15 protein-coding genes and 1 other RNA gene are annotated in these 13,869 nt (G+C 67.0%); 3 read left to right on the top strand and 13 right to left on the bottom strand.

The genetic code is table 11. The features are described 5' to 3' along the window. Positions 1-58: 58 nt before the first annotated feature. Positions 59-556 (top strand): SsrA-binding protein SmpB, encoded by a 498-nt coding sequence (smpB, locus tag H4W26_RS03845; RefSeq protein ID WP_192590814.1) that lies wholly within the window; start codon positions 59-61, stop codon positions 554-556. 25 nt (positions 557-581) lie between these two features. Here smpB and H4W26_RS13660 read toward each other — a convergent pair whose 3' ends face one another. Then, positions 582-971 (bottom strand): DUF6480 family protein, encoded by a 390-nt coding sequence (locus tag H4W26_RS13660; RefSeq protein WP_225939583.1) that lies wholly within the window; start codon positions 969-971, stop codon positions 582-584. 86 nt (positions 972-1,057) lie between these two features. Beyond that, on the bottom strand, positions 1,058-2,155 hold the full coding sequence (locus H4W26_RS03835) for an aldo/keto reductase (protein ID WP_192590813.1): 1,098 nt from the start codon (positions 2,153-2,155) through the stop codon (positions 1,058-1,060). A 139-nt stretch (positions 2,156-2,294) separates the two neighbouring features. Here H4W26_RS03835 and H4W26_RS03830 point away from each other — a divergent pair, with 139 nt between their 5' ends. Then, a complete protein-coding gene (locus tag H4W26_RS03830; RefSeq protein WP_192590812.1) occupies positions 2,295-2,570 on the top strand; it encodes a YrhK family protein in 276 nt (91 codons plus the stop codon). A gap of 228 nt (positions 2,571-2,798) precedes the next feature. Continuing rightward, entirely contained in the window at positions 2,799-4,892 is a 2,094-nt protein-coding gene (locus H4W26_RS03825) for a hypothetical protein (protein ID WP_192590811.1), read from the top strand. A gap of 51 nt (positions 4,893-4,943) precedes the next feature. Here the strand turns inward: H4W26_RS03825 and ssrA are convergent. The 11 genes from ssrA to H4W26_RS03770 form a co-directional block, all read right to left on the bottom strand. Beyond that, positions 4,944-5,317, bottom strand: a transfer-messenger RNA (tmRNA) gene (gene ssrA / locus H4W26_RS03820). Positions 5,318-5,386: 69 nt separating this feature from the next. After that, positions 5,387-5,791, bottom strand: coding sequence for a fluoride efflux transporter FluC (locus H4W26_RS03815; RefSeq protein WP_192590810.1), 405 nt, complete (start codon positions 5,789-5,791; stop codon positions 5,387-5,389). Beyond that, a complete protein-coding gene (locus tag H4W26_RS03810) occupies positions 5,788-6,324 on the bottom strand; it encodes a fluoride efflux transporter FluC (RefSeq protein ID WP_192590809.1) in 537 nt (178 codons plus the stop codon). The genes H4W26_RS03815 and H4W26_RS03810 overlap by 4 nt, the downstream gene beginning before the upstream one ends. Before the next feature lie 30 nt (positions 6,325-6,354). Then, positions 6,355-7,074: a metal-dependent transcriptional regulator gene (locus H4W26_RS13975; RefSeq protein ID WP_192590808.1), complete on the bottom strand. Its 720-nt coding sequence runs from the start codon at positions 7,072-7,074 to the stop codon at positions 6,355-6,357. Next, positions 7,075-7,968 carry a metal ABC transporter permease gene (locus H4W26_RS03800; protein ID WP_192590807.1) on the bottom strand — a complete coding sequence of 298 codons (894 nt, stop codon included), beginning with the start codon at positions 7,966-7,968 and terminating at the stop codon, positions 7,075-7,077. After that, positions 7,968-8,711, bottom strand: a complete 744-nt coding sequence (locus H4W26_RS03795) for a metal ABC transporter ATP-binding protein (RefSeq protein ID WP_192590806.1) — start codon at positions 8,709-8,711, stop codon at positions 7,968-7,970. The genes H4W26_RS03800 and H4W26_RS03795 overlap by 1 nt, the downstream gene beginning before the upstream one ends. Then, complete coding sequence (locus tag H4W26_RS03790) at positions 8,708-9,688, bottom strand: metal ABC transporter solute-binding protein, Zn/Mn family (protein WP_192590805.1); 981 nt, start codon at positions 9,686-9,688, stop codon at positions 8,708-8,710. The genes H4W26_RS03795 and H4W26_RS03790 overlap by 4 nt, the downstream gene beginning before the upstream one ends. A 96-nt stretch (positions 9,689-9,784) precedes the next feature. Then, the gene (gene hisN, locus H4W26_RS03785; protein WP_192590804.1) at positions 9,785-10,597 is read right to left on the bottom strand and encodes a histidinol-phosphatase; all 813 of its coding nucleotides are present in this window, start codon (positions 10,595-10,597) and stop codon (positions 9,785-9,787) included. Between the two features lie 48 nt (positions 10,598-10,645). Next, positions 10,646-11,761 carry a ribosome small subunit-dependent GTPase A gene (rsgA, locus tag H4W26_RS03780; RefSeq protein ID WP_192590803.1) on the bottom strand — a complete coding sequence of 372 codons (1,116 nt, stop codon included), beginning with the start codon at positions 11,759-11,761 and terminating at the stop codon, positions 10,646-10,648. Beyond that, entirely contained in the window at positions 11,758-13,152 is a 1,395-nt protein-coding gene (gene aroA, locus H4W26_RS03775) for a 3-phosphoshikimate 1-carboxyvinyltransferase (RefSeq protein WP_192590802.1), read from the bottom strand. The genes rsgA and aroA overlap by 4 nt, the downstream gene beginning before the upstream one ends. An 11-nt stretch (positions 13,153-13,163) precedes the next feature. Beyond that, positions 13,164-13,820: a DoxX family protein gene (locus H4W26_RS03770; RefSeq protein ID WP_192590801.1), complete on the bottom strand. Its 657-nt coding sequence runs from the start codon at positions 13,818-13,820 to the stop codon at positions 13,164-13,166. Positions 13,821-13,869: the final 49 nt, after the last annotated feature.

The following is a 13,869-nucleotide window of genomic DNA, read 5'->3' as shown; positions in this document are numbered from 1 at the left end:
CTCTTCTGGCCACTGCAGAAGACCGCCCAGATCAGCGAGCAGTCGAGGAGGTGGCACGGTGGCTAAGAAGAAGGGGCCCAAGCGGGACCCGAACAACAGCGTCGTGGCCACGAACCGGCGTGCCCGCCACGACTACGAGATCCTTGACCGCTACGAAGCGGGAATGGTGCTCACCGGCACCGAGGTGAAGTCCCTGCGGGAGGGCCAGGCCAACCTGACCGACGGGTTCGGCGGATTCGCCAGCGGCCTGGAGCTCTGGCTCGAGCAGGTGACGATCCCGGAGTACCTCAACGGGACGTGGACCAACCACTCCGCGCGGCGCAAGCGCAAGCTTCTGCTGCATCAGAAGGAGCTCGTGAAGATCTCACGCCAGATCGAGGACCCGGGCCTCACGATCGTCCCGCTGCAGCTGTACTTCAAGGACGGCAAGGCGAAGGTCGAGATCGGCATCGCCCGCGGCAAGCGCGAGTTCGACAAGCGGCAGACCCTTCGCGAGAAGCAGGACAACCGCGAAGCCCAGCGTGCGATGCGCTACCGGAACCTGCGGTCGTCCTGATCCTGCGTCTGCTTCTGGCTGCGGTCTAGCTGCCGAGAATCCCAGCGATATAGCCCACGAAGATCAGCAGAACCACCACCGCGATCGCGATGACCGCCGTGGTCAGCACTGCCTTGGACTTCGGCGGTGAGGTGGGAGCCTCCTGGCTCGGCGAGGCCGTGGCCGAGTTTGAATCCGGCGGGGTGTCACCGGGTCTCACACTTCCGCCTTCTTCCAGTCCCGGTGTCTCGTCAGGGCTGGGATCCAGGCCGGGGTTCGGCCCGTCCTGAGCACGCTCCGGCTCGTCGTGATGTTCCTCGAGCCTGCCGCCGCGCTGGTGCGGCGGAGTCTCGAGGGACTCACCCTCGACGGAGCCCGCGGTCTTGTGCTCCCCGGCGGGGCGCACGTCCTCGGATCGATTCTGTTCGGTGGTCATCTGACACCTCTTCTGTATGGACGGTCTGATCTGAGCCTAGTCAGGTCAACCGGAGGTCTTGTCCCTGTGAGCTGGACGCCAGCTGGTCACGCGTCGAACTTCTCGCTGAGCTCACGCTTGGTGGTCGCCATGATCGACTCATCCGCGGGGCTCATCCGCTCACTGGCCATATCAGCCTGGTGCCAGAAGGGGTATGCCAGAGGTGGCCGGCCGGCGTCGTCGATGGCCTGGCGATCCTCCGCGCTCAGGCTCAGCTCCAGGCTGCCGAGGAGATCATTGAACTGATCCAGGCTGCGCGCGCCCACGGCGAGGTTGGTCACCCCCGGCCGCTCCATGAGCCAGGCCAGGACCACCTGGGGGATCGTGGCCTCACTGCGCTGGGCGACCTCGTCGAGGACATCGACCACGCTGTAGAGCTTCTCCCAGTCGGCCACGCGCATCTCCGAGCCGTCGCCATCGACCATGCGGGAACCCGACTCTGGCTGGGAGTCACGCCGATACTTGCCAGTGAGCAGGCCCATGCCCAGCGGACTCCACACCTGAGTCCCGATGCCCTGGTCGATGCCGGCCGGGATCATCTCGTACTCGGCCTCGCGGGAGTAGGGGGAGTAGTGGATCTGCTGCACCACAGGCTTGATGAAGCCGTGGGTCTCGCAGACCTTCAGGGCTTTCATGAGCTGCCAGCCGGTGTAGTTCGAGACTCCGTAGTAGCGGATCTTCCCGGAACGGACCAGCCCGTCCATGGTCTGCAGCGTCTCCTCCAGGGGAGTCTCCCCGTCCCAGTGGTGGAGGTAGAACAGGTCGATGTGGTCACGCTGGAGCCGCTGCAGGGACTTCTCCACCTCATCGAGCAGGTGCCAGCGGGAGGCACCGCCGCCGTTGGGCCCGTCCCCGACCACCATGCGCGCCTTGGTGGTCACGAGAAGCTCGTTGTACCGGCTGCTGCGCGCCAGAGCTTCTCCGAGGACCTCCTCGGCCACACCGAGGGAGTAGAGATTCGCGGTGTCCATCAGGTTGATTCCTGCGTCTAAGGCCCGGTCCAGCAGCACCGTGGCGTCATCGGGTCCGAGGTTTCCCATGTGACTCATGCCGTTGGCGCCGCCGAAGGGAAGCGTGCCCAGCGCCAGCGGCGAGACCCGCAGCCCGCACGTGGGGGAGAGGGGGCGGTAGAAGGGGGTGCTCATAGGGATTCCTTCGTGTAGAGGAGAGTCGTACCTGCCGGATAATACTCCGACTCCGCGGCGTGGCGGCGGTGACGGGAGGTCCCTGGTGCGCAGAGCTGAACCTGATGCGGCGTGTCCGGCGCAGGGTTAACCTGGCCCCATGAATGATTCTGATCTGGTGCTTCAGCTCGGCCATGAAGAACTTGTGATCCGCAGCCGTTATGAGACGTTGAGCATCGCCAACGACTTCCTGATCGCAGTGGCGTTCGCGGTGGGCAGCGTGATGTTCTTCTACGAATCCACCATGCACGCAGGGACCTGGCTCTTCGTCATCGGCAGTGTGCTGCTGATGGTTCGCCCCACGATCCGCCTGGTGCGCCGGTTCCACCTGGTGAAGGTGGGCGGCCAAGGCTCGGAGTCGGCGCGGGACTTCTGAAGCGGCGGTCGGCCATCTGCCCGACGTCTGACTCCGTGACCCGCCTCGGGTATCGCGCCATGCAAAGGTGATCGGCTGATGTCGTTGCCGCGAGCCGGACCCACTCTGTAGCTTGTGTGAGGGATGGCCGTCGTCGCTGTGCCGTCAAGGTGCGAGGAGAGTCCACCGTCACGCAGACCATGACCTTGGAAGGCCCTCAATGCCCACGGGACCAGGCGAGACCCTGATATGACCATCGACCGTCGCCGTCTCGTCGATCGGCATCGCATTCGCCGCACCACGACCGAACCGCGATCACCTCTCCAGCTGGGCAATGGTGAACTCGGACTCAGCGTGGATGTGACCGGGATGCAGACCTTCCCGGACCTGCATCCCCACATTGGACGCGATCCTGGGAACCCCGGCAGCCTGCTCGGCACGCAGGCGCAGTGGGGCTGGCACACCACCCCTCGGGACCCCCGACCGGAGCTGCGCTCCGCGACACGCACGTTCGACACTGCCCGGGGCCGCGTGCCATACGTGGACCTCTCCACCCGCACCTTCGGGGAGGGGCCAGAGACCGGAACCGAGGACGAGCTGTGGCTCCGCGAGAATCCCCACCGGCTCATGCTGGGGTGGATCGGGCTGGCGGCGTCCTCTGTCGGTGAGGAGCAGCTCTCCGCCGAGGACCTCCGACCGCTGGGCCAGGAGCTCGACCTCTGGACGGGGATCGCCGAATCTGTGTTCACTCTGCGCGGGTTTCACTTCACCGTGCGCACTGCGGTGCACCCCACTCGAGATGCGCTCGCCCTGTCCATCGACACTGATTCCCCGTACCCACCTGCGCTGAGGTTCCGCTTCCCCTATGGCAGCGGTGCCTGGGGCAACGCGGTGCACTGGGAGGACGAAGCACATACCACTACGGTGCAGAGCCGGGGGAAGGCTGCACAGATCTCGAGGACTCTGGATGAGACGCACTACCGCGTGGGGCTCCTCGGCAACCAAACGATGAACACAGCCCAGCCGGCACGCCACGAGGTGATCCTCACGGCCCAGGCGCTTGCAGAAGACCAGCCGTGGAGCATCACCGTCGACTTCCATCCAGGGCCGACGCAGTCCGATCACGTCGAGTCCGTCGCCGTGCCGCCCGAGCAGGTTTTCGAGGCCTCGCGCGGCTGGTGGGAGCGTCATTGGAGCACCGGAGGCATCGTCGACCTGAGTGAGAGCACGGACCCGCGGGCCGCCGAGCTCGAGCGCAGGATCGTGCTCTCGCAGTATCTGACGGCGATCAACTGCTCCGGCAGCACCCCTCCTCAGGAGACAGGTCTCATGGTCAATTCCTGGCGGGGCAAGTTCCACCTGGAGATGCACTGGTGGCACGCTGCCCATTTCGCTGTCTGGGGCAGGCCCGAGCTGCTCGAGCGCAGTCTCGCCTGGTACACCACGGTCCTCCCGCAGGCGCAGCAGACAGCTGCGGCCCAGGGAGTCACGGGTGCGCGGTGGCCGAAGCAGGTCGGTCCAGACGGCGCAGAGACCCCGAGCGACATCGGGCCCTTCCTCCTCTGGCAGCAGCCGCACCTGATCTACTTCGCCGAGCTGCTGCGCAGAAGCAAGGGCCTGAAGGCAGCAGAGCAGTACGCAGAACTGGTCTTCGAAACGGCTGAGTTCATGGCGACTCACCCGGTGGACGACGGCGGCGCGGCGAGCCTCGGGGCCCCGCTGATCCCTGCCCAGGAGTGCTATGGCGAGGTCAAGGACGAGCTTGCCGATCCCACCTTCGAGCTCGTGTACTGGCGCTGGGGCCTTGACACCGCGATCCGGTGGCGGGAACTGCTGGACCTGGAACCCGTGGACCACTGGGAGCGGACCCGTGATGCGCTGCGGCCGCTGGAGACCCGCGAGGGCGTCTACCCGGCCATCCGCCACCCCGTGCTGGACCGACGCACGGATCACCCCTCGGTGCTCGGCGCGCTGGGATTCGTCCCTTCCACGGAGATGGTCGAGAACGCAGTCATGGAGCAGACCCTGCTGGAGGTTCTGCAGGACTGGAGCTGGGAGACCACATGGGGCTGGGACTATCCGATGATCGCCATGTGCGCGGCCCGGGTCGGTCGCCCCGAGTTGGCTGTGGACGCGCTGCTCATGCCCGCGGCGAAGAACACGTACCTCTCCAATGGCCACAACTGGCAGAACGAGGGCCTGCCGCTGTACCTCCCGGGCAACGGCGGTCTGCTCATGGCGGTGGGGCTGATGGCCGCGGGGTGGGACGGCACGGGCGACGCACCAGGCTTCCCGCCCGGCTTCACCGTGAAGCACGAGGGTCTGACTCCGTTGCCCAGCTGACGCGGGAAAAGGGCACAAAAAAGGCCCAGACACTAGGTGCCTGGGCCTTGACTGTGGAGACGGCGGGAATCGAACCCGCGTCCGATCTGGATTCACATGGGCTTCTCCGGGTGCAGTCTGCTAGTAGATTTTCTCGGCCCCAGCCGTCACACAGACAAGCAGCTGACGGGCCCAGTCGTGGAAATTGTCGACCCAACTCCCCACGACGAGGAGTTGGAACCAGTGGCTATCTAGCTGATGCCAGGATCTGAGTCGATAGCAGACTCAGGCTGACAGACTCGCGTCGCTGCTTAGGCAGCGAGGGCGAAGTCAGTGCGCTTAGTTTCGGCACTTATTGTTTTGCAGAGGGGTTTTATACGAGGTCACTCTGCATCCTCGACCCGCTTCACCATGATCAACTCAGATCGTCGAAACCGATCGTCCCCTTATGGTGTTATCAATGACTCGCAGAAACCTGCGGGTCGTCGCCTGCGCATCTCGGCCAGGCTGACATATCAGTATAGCCCCGGCAGTCTGGACAGTGCAATGCCCAGCGCGGCCGCCCCGAAGCCCAGTCCGATATGCGCCGTCCAGAGACCGATGGCGCGAAGACGCTGTCCCGCCATCCAACGCTGCGCGACCCGCAGCGAGACCGTGGCGAAGGTGCTCAGCCCGCCCAGGACGCCGAGCGCGAGCGTGGTGGCCACCGGACCCGAGAGCAGTCCGTCCTCGGCCACCCGCCCGGTCTCGGCGAGCCAGGACAGCTCCCCGTAGAGGTATCCCAGCGCGAGGCAGGCAAGAACATTGGCCGCCAGCAGGCCACCCGGAAGGTACCGATCCAGCAGGAAGCGCAGCACGGCGCCCGCGGCGCCTCCGACGGCGACCCCCAGGACGATCAGCAGGCTCAGTTCGGAGATCATGGCCTCCTCCGCAGATCGGCAGACTCGGCGCCCAGCTGTCCGAGCAGCGCGCGGCTGATCGTCATACCGGCGGCGGCAGCTCCGGTGCAGCCCAGCACACTCAGGAACAGGTAGGTCAGCATCTCCATCGCTCCGGGGCTCACGTAGGTCACGGCGGCGAGACCGTCGTAGGCGTCACCGGGGACGGACGGCATGACGGCGAGGATCACCGCGGAGAAGGTCGTGTAGGACGCGATCAGGCCCGTGCCGAAGGTCGGCACCACCCAGTCGGGCATCCATGGTCGAACATGCGCGACCCCGGTCAGCAGACCCAGCAGACCCGACCCGCTCAGGTTGATCGCCAGCGTGGTCCACGGGAACTTCATCCCCTGCTCGGGGATGAGCTCACCGACGAGCAGCCTCAGCAGCGCACCGCAGGCTCCTGCGAAAGCCACCAGTGCGATCAGCTTCACCAGAGAGGTCTGCCGCTTGTTCCGGAGGGACCGGCGGGTGGCCGCAGGCTGAGGCGCTGCAGACGGTTCGGATGGAGACACCAGTACAGGATACGTCGCAGTGCGCCGCGGTCAGCGAATCAGGCTCACCCGCATGGCGTGGGTGATCTCATGGGTCAGCCGGATGTCCTCGGCAGCCTGCTCACCCATGGTTCCCATGGGGGAGAGGACGACGGCGCCGCCCTCGGTGGCGGTCACCGTGACCTGCGCACCGATGGGCACCCGGTGGGTGTCCAGCGCGAGCAGCGCATCCGGGACGGCGTCGTCGACCTGCTCCAGGCGCACCTCAGCGGCGGCAGGCACACGGCAGAGCAGCTCGGTCTCGGGGTAGTCCAGCGTGAGGTCCGGGCCCGGGATGGGGTCTCCGTGCGGGTCCACTCGAGGGTGTCCCAGTCGCATGTCGAGGCGGTCCACGAAGGTCTCAGAGACAGCATGCTCGAGCCGCTCCGCCTCGTCGTGGACCTCGTCCCAGCCGTACCCCAGCTCGCGCACCAGCCAGGTCTCGATCAGTCGGTGGCGGCGCACCATGGCCAGTGCCAGCTGCCGCCCGGCGTCGGTGAGGGCAATCGGAGCATAGGGCCGGTGCTCGACCAGGCCCAGCTCGGCCATCTTGCGCACCATCAGCGTCACCGAGGGGTTGGAGACCCCGAGCGTCTTGGCGAGGGCCGAGGCGGTCACCGAGGCTCCATCCCACTCCGCGAGACCGTAGATGGTCTTTGCGTAGTCCTCCACCGAGGTGGTGGCCGTATGGAACGCGGTCGAGCGGCCCTGAGCCGAGGTGCGGGGAGTCATCTACGCGGGATCTTTCACATCGAGGGGCGGGAAGGTCGAGAGCGGGGCGACCCGGCGTCCTCGTCCTTGGCGAAGCCGGGGAATCATCCCCTTCGCCGGAGCGAAGAGATAGGCCAGCGCGAACTGGGCCGACTGTGCCAGCACGATCGAACCGCCGGTGGAGGTGTCGAACCAATAGCTGGCGTAGACCCCGAGCACCGCAGAGGTCGCGGCGCTGCTGGCGGCCACCACGAGCATCGATCCGAAGCGCCGGCACAGCAGCAGTGCTGTCGCCCCTGGTATCACCAGCATAGCGACCACCAGCAGAATGCCCAGAGTCTGCAGAGAGGTCACCGTGGTCAGCGCCAGCAGGCTCAGCAGCAGGATGGACAGCGCACCGGTGGACATCCCGATGGTGTGGGCGTGGATCTTGTCGAAGGCCAGCAGCACCAGGCTGCGTCGCAGCGCCAGGAGCACGGCCACGGTGGCCAGGCCGAGCCCAGCAGTCTGAAGCAGATCTGCTTGCGAGATGCCCAGCACATTGCCGAAGAGGATATGCGTCAGGTGCGTCTGGCTCGGGGTGCGTGAGATCAGCACCAGGCCCAGCGCGAAGAGCGAGGTGAAGACCACGCCGATGGAGGTGTCGTGCTTCAACGTGGAGTTTCCGCTGATCCCGCCGATCAGCAGCACCGCGAGCATCCCGAACCCGAAGGCGCCCAGCGCCATCGGCAGCCCGAAGATCTGCGCGAGCACGATTCCGGGAAGGATCGAATGGGCCACCGCCTCACCCATCAGGGACCAGCCCATCAGCACCAGCCAGCAGGAGAGCATGGCACAGACCACCGAGGAGATGACTGCCGCGGCCAGCGCGTGCTGCATGAAGGTGAACTCCAGCGGCTGGGTGAGGATCTCCATCAAGGGTTCTCCCGCAGCACGGAGCCGAAGCTGCGCCCGAGCTGCTCCTCGGTGAGCACGTCCTCGGGGAGGCCGGAGGCCAGCACGCGCTGGTGCAGCAGCACCACCTCGTCGGCGAGGTCGGCGACCCCCGCGAGGTGGTGGGTGGAGATGACCACCGTGGTGTCGGACTCATCGCGCAGCGCCTGGAGCACCGTGCTGATCAGGTGCTCCGAGCCGCGGTCGACTCCGGCGAAGGGCTCGTCCAGGAGCATCAGCGGCGAACGCTGCGCGATCGCCCGCGCCAGGAAGGCCCGCTTGCGCTGACCCCCGGAGAGCTCACCGATCCCGCGACGGCGCAGCTCGGTCAGCCCGACCTGCTCCAGCGCCTGGTCACAGGCGAGCCGGTCTTCCGGCCGAGCACGGCGGCTGAACCCCATGTGCCCGTAGCGTCCCATCATCACGACCTGTTCCACGCTGACGGGGAAGCTGGCGTCCACCTGCTCATGCTGCGGGACATAGCTGACCTGGTTGCGGCGTCGCGCCTTGGCCGGTTCGAGTCCGAAGAGCCGGACGCTGCCGGAGCTGGGGCGATGCAGCCCGAGCAGCGACTTGAACAGCGTCGACTTGCCCGAGCCGTTCGCGCCGAGCAGAGCACAGATGCTGCGTCGAGGCACCGTGATGGACACCGACTCCAGCGCGCGCACCCCGGGGTAGCCCGCGCTCAATTCGCTGACGACGACGGCGGCCGGCTCCTCGGTCATAGCTGCGCTCCTTCGATGATGAGATCAAGATCGTGCTGAAGCAGCTCGAGATAGCTGGGCGCCGGCCCGTCTGCCTCAGTGATGGAATCCACATGCAGCGGTTCGCTGAGCTCCGCGTCAGTGGACTCGGCGACCTGCTGCTGGGCTGCGTCGTTCACCGTGGATTCACAGAACACCGCCGGGACCTGATTCTCCGTGACGTAGCGAATCTGGGCCTCCACCTGCTGCGGGCTTCCCTGGTCCTCGGCATTGAGCGGCCAGAGGTAGTGCTCACTGAGTCCGAGATCCTGCGCGAGGTAGCTGAAGGCCCCCTCGCAGCTGACCAGGTGGACCGGGCCCGCAGCCTGCAGCGGGTCCAGCTGTGCGGCCGCCTCCTGCCAGATGCGCCGGATCTCACCGCGGTAGTCCTCGGCGTTCTTCGCGAATGTGTCGGCATCGGCGGGAGAGAGCTCACTCAGCGCGGCTTCGATGTTGTCGACGTAGATCATGGCCTGGGCCGGGGACATCCAGGCATGGGGATTCACCGGCAGATCCTTCTGCTCAGCTTGAGCCGCTTCGTCATCTGTGGGCTCGCTGGCGCTGGGCAGCCGCGTTACCGGGAGGGTCTGCACGCCCTCGGAGACCATGAGCACCTCGGCGGAGGTGTGGGTGAGGAACTGCTCGTACCAGGCCTCCAGTCCCAGGCCGTTGAAGAGGATCAGATCCGCCTCTGCCGTGTCGCGGAGATCCCCGGGGGTGGGGGAGTACTCGTGGACCTCTGCTCCGGGAGGCGTGATGCTGCGCGTATCGACCCGATCCCCGCCCACGGCAGAGGCCATGTCTTCCAGCACGGAGAAGCTGGCGAGGACCACGGGCAGATCACCCGCCTCACCCTCCTGTGTTCCCCGCTGCGCGGAAGAATCAGCAGGCGCGCAGCCACTGAGCAGCAGCACCAGCACGAGGCTGCCGATGCTCGCCGGGAGAAGGGTTCTGCGCATGCCGCCAGTATGGTTTAGGCACACCTAAAACTGCAAGTGGAACGGGTGGTGCCAAGCGGGCGGCAGCGCCCCCAGGCGCAGCGGGTGCTGTGGGGCTCAGAAGGGTGCGGGATGATCAGCAGCGAGAGCGCCCAGGGCGGCGTCGTGCAGAAGACCGTTGGTGGCCAGGCCGTTGGTGCCGGTGCACCCGGGTTCACCGTCCAGCGATGTGAAGATGCCGCCGGCTTCGCGGATGATCGGGACCAGGGCCGCCATATCGTGCAGGTTCAGCTCGGGCTCGGCGGCCATGTCGACCTGGCCTTCCGCGACCATGCAGTAGGACCAGAAGTCGCCGAAGGCACGGGTGCGCCAGACGGTCTCGGTCAGTTCCAGGAAGTTCTGGCTGCGGCCGATCTTCCGCCAGCCCGCCAGCGAGGAGTAGGAGAAGAACGCGTCTTCGAGTGTGGGCACCTTCGAGACCTGCAGCCGCTTGGCCGCGGCCAGCGACTTGCCGGTGTAGGCGCCTCCGTCTTTGGCCGCCCACCAACGCTTCCCCAGAGCGGGGGCGCTCACCAGTCCCACCACAGGCTCGCCCTCATCCACCAGGGCGATGAGGGTGGCCCAGGCGGGGACTCCGCGGATGAAGTTCTTGGTGCCATCGATGGGATCGACGATCCACTGCCGGGCGCCGGATCCGGTGGAGCCGAATTCTTCGCCGACCACGGCGTCGCGGCCGCGGGCCCTGCTGAGCTGACCGCGGATGAGCTCCTCGGCCTGACGATCCGCCTCGGTGACCGGGGTGAGATCGGGCTTGGTCTCCACCTCGAAGTCCATGGAGGAGAAGAAGGACATCGTCTTGGCATCTACCGAATCTGCGATCATATGCGCCAGGCGCAGGTCATCGGTGTAGGCGCTGGTGTTTGAGCTCATGCGGCCACGCTAGCAATGTCTCAGTGCCCGAGGCGGGATTCGGCGGACTTACGCGCCGAGCCGCTTCTCCGCGGGAGCCTCCTCGGTGCCCGCCATGGAGCTGATCAGTCCGCGCAGCGAGGCCAGCCGTGCCGCGCCGTGTTCGCCGGCATGGCCGTCGGCGACCCAGGCGTCCAGCGCGCAGCCGCCCTCGGGTGACATGTGGGCGCAGCCGGGTTCGCAGTCCACGGACCCCTCGACCAGATCCGAGAACGCGCCGAGCACGTCGTCGGGGGCCACATGGGCCAGGCCGAAGGTGCGCACCCCGGGGGTGTCGATGATCCATGAGTCCCTGGCGTCAGCCGCCTCGAGGGACCCGATGGGCTCTAGATTCAGCGCCACCGCCGAGGAGGAGGTGTGCCGTCCCCGGCCGGTGACTGCGTTGACCCCGCTGGTCGCGCGGTCTGCACCGGTCAGTGCGTTGACCATGGTGGACTTGCCCACCCCGGAGTGTCCGATCATCGCCGTGACGCGACGGGTCAGTGCGGTGCGCAGCGCCGTCACGGCCTCGGCGTCCAGGGAGGGCTCTCCCGAGGCGGAGCCGGCTGCCTGCTGGGAGACGACGACCTGGAGGTCCAGCTCTGCGTAGTGACTCATCAGCCCGGCCGGGTCCAGCGGATCCTCGACGAGGTCGGCCTTGGTGACCAGGAGGATCGGCACGATGCCGGCGTCGTAGGCAGCCACCAGCGCCCGGTCGATGAACCCGGTGCGAGGGGCGGGATCGGCAGCCGCGACCACGATCAGCAGCTGGTCTGCATTGGCCACGATGACTCGCTCGGCGTCGTCGGTGTCCTCCGCGCTGCGGCGCAGCAGCGTGGAGCGCTCCTCGATGCGGATCAGCCGGGCCAGGGAACCTTCATCGCCTGTGGTGTCACCCACCAGGCCGACCATGTCACCGGGAACCACGGGGGTCCTGCGCAGTGCCCGGGCGCGGACTGCAGAGATCACGCGTTCATCGCCTGCAGAGCTTTCCACCCGGACGGTGTAGCGCCCGCGATCCACGGTGACCACACGTCCCAGCTCCGAGTCGGCGTAGTCGGGGGACTCTTTGGTCCGCGGCCGTGAGCCCTTCTTATTGGGCCGGACCTTCACGTGGGATTCGTCCCAGTCGGACCAGCGGCTCACGGCTGGCCATCCGGTGTTCGGTCGATCATCCCGGCCCAGAGTGCGGGGAAGTCCGGCATGGTCTTTGAGGTGGCCGAGATGTCCTGCACCTCGACGGCGTCGACCACGAGGCCCAGCACCGCGGCGAAGGTCGCCATGCGGTGGTCGGCATAGGTGTGGACGAGGCCGCCGTGGCTCACGGGGGAGAGGACCTCGAAGCCGTCTGCGGTCTCCTCGGCGGTGCCGCCGAGCCGACGGATCTCGGTGACCAGCGCGGCGATCCTGTCGGTCTCATGACCGCGCAGGTGTCCGACCGAGGTGAACCGGGTCGGTTCTGTGCACAACGCCGCCAGCGCTGCCACGGTGGGGGTCAGTTCAGCGGTGCCGTCCACGGTGCCCGGGCTGCGCAGTGAACCGCCGCGCACACTCAGCGTGACCGTGGCGTCGGTCTCGGGGTGCTCGGTCACGGATGCGCCGAAGGCGGGCAGCAGCTCGGTCCAGCGTCGCCCGATCTGGGTGGAGTGCTTCGGCCAGCCGCGCATGCTCACCTCACCGCCGGTGACCGCTGCGGCGCAGAGGAATGGGCCTGCGTTGGAGAGGTCCGGCTCGACTCGCACGGTGAAGCTCTCGATGGGTCCTGGTTCCACCTTCCAGGTGTGCAGCGCCGGATAGCTCACCTCGATGCCCACCTGGCTGAGGACCTTGCAGGTCATCTCGACGTGCTCCAGCGAGGGGACCGCGTCACCTGCGTGGCGCAGCGTCAGCCCGTGCGGCATCCGGGCCGCGGCGAGCATCAGTCCGGAGACGAACTGTGAGGAGGCGGAGGCGTCCATCGTGATGGCGTCGCCGGTGATGCCGGTCGGCGCCTGGATGGTGAAGGGCAGGCAGCCTTCCTCGCCATGCTCTGGTGCGCCGTCGCCGGTGACCTCGACGCCGAGATCACGCAGCGCATGCAGCACCGCACCCATGGGGCGGGCGCGCGCGCCGGGATCACCGTCGAAGTGCACGCGCTGACCGGTCAGCGCGGCCACGGCGGGGAGGAAGCGCATCACGGTGCCGGCCAGTCCGCAGTCGATGCGTGGTTCTGTCGCCTCGGCACCAGGGGTCGGCTCGTCGAGGTTGGGGATCGGCGAGATGCGGACCGCGGCGACCCCGCTGTGCTCCCAGTCCTGGATGTGCTCCACGGCCGCGCCCAGCTGTTCCAGAGCGGCGAGCATGAGCTGGGAGTCCCGAGAGTGCAGGGGATTGATGACCACGCTGGGTCCCTGGGCCAGTGCCGCCAGCAGCAGGTACCGGTTCGTCAGAGACTTGGAGGCGGGAACGGTCACCTCAGCGCGCAGCGGTGCCCCCGCCCGTGGCGCTGGCCACGGCTGCGGGGGCACCGTTGATGCGTGTGAAGATGTGGTGGTCACGGCGCTGAGATTCAGGCTCCGACCTTCTTCTTGGCGCCCTGGGCGGACTTCTTCGCACCCTTGGAGGCGTTGTTGATCGCCTTCAGCGCGTCACGCTCGGCGCGCTGGAAGTTCTTCTTGGCGTTCTTCTCGAAGTCGCGGACCTTCTTGGTGGCGCCGTTGCCGAAGTCATCGGCCCACTTGAAGGTCTTGTCCCCGAACTGGGCGCCCTTCTTGCGGGTGTTCTTCGCCAGGTGCTCGGCGCGCCAGCCCAGTGAGGGCTTGCCGTCGAGGTCCACCACGGCGAGCCACAGGCCGCCGAGGATCGAGACGTTCTTCAACAGCGTGCTGCGCTGCGCGGTGACATCGGCGTCGCTCTCGAGTTCAGCGGTGCGGTACTCGACGTAGCTGTCGAACTTGTGCACTCCGGTGAGCATCAGGGCGGCTGCGCGGGGGAACCGGCCGGTGGCCAGGGCGACGCCGGCGACGACCTCGACTCCTCCGAGCACCTGGGTGGTGAGCTTGGGATTGGAGACCAGAGGCTCAGCCTGGGTGACCAGCGAGCCGATCTCCTCCAAGGTGGACTCGATCCTCGCCGAAGCATCATCGGTGTTGCGCAGTCGGTCGACACCGTTGGCGATGAAGCTTGCCCCCAGCAGCGGGCGGGCGAATTTGCGGAGTAGAGACATAGTGTCCTCCTGTAGGAGTGTGGCGCTGAAGCATCGTCCGTGGTCCAAT

The sequence above is a fragment of the Nesterenkonia halotolerans genome, from assembly GCF_014874065.1.
Taxonomy (GTDB): Bacteria; Actinomycetota; Actinomycetes; order Actinomycetales; family Micrococcaceae; genus Nesterenkonia; species Nesterenkonia halotolerans.
Note: the sequence above shows the minus strand (reverse complement) of the source record. Positions and strands in the feature narration are given on the sequence as shown.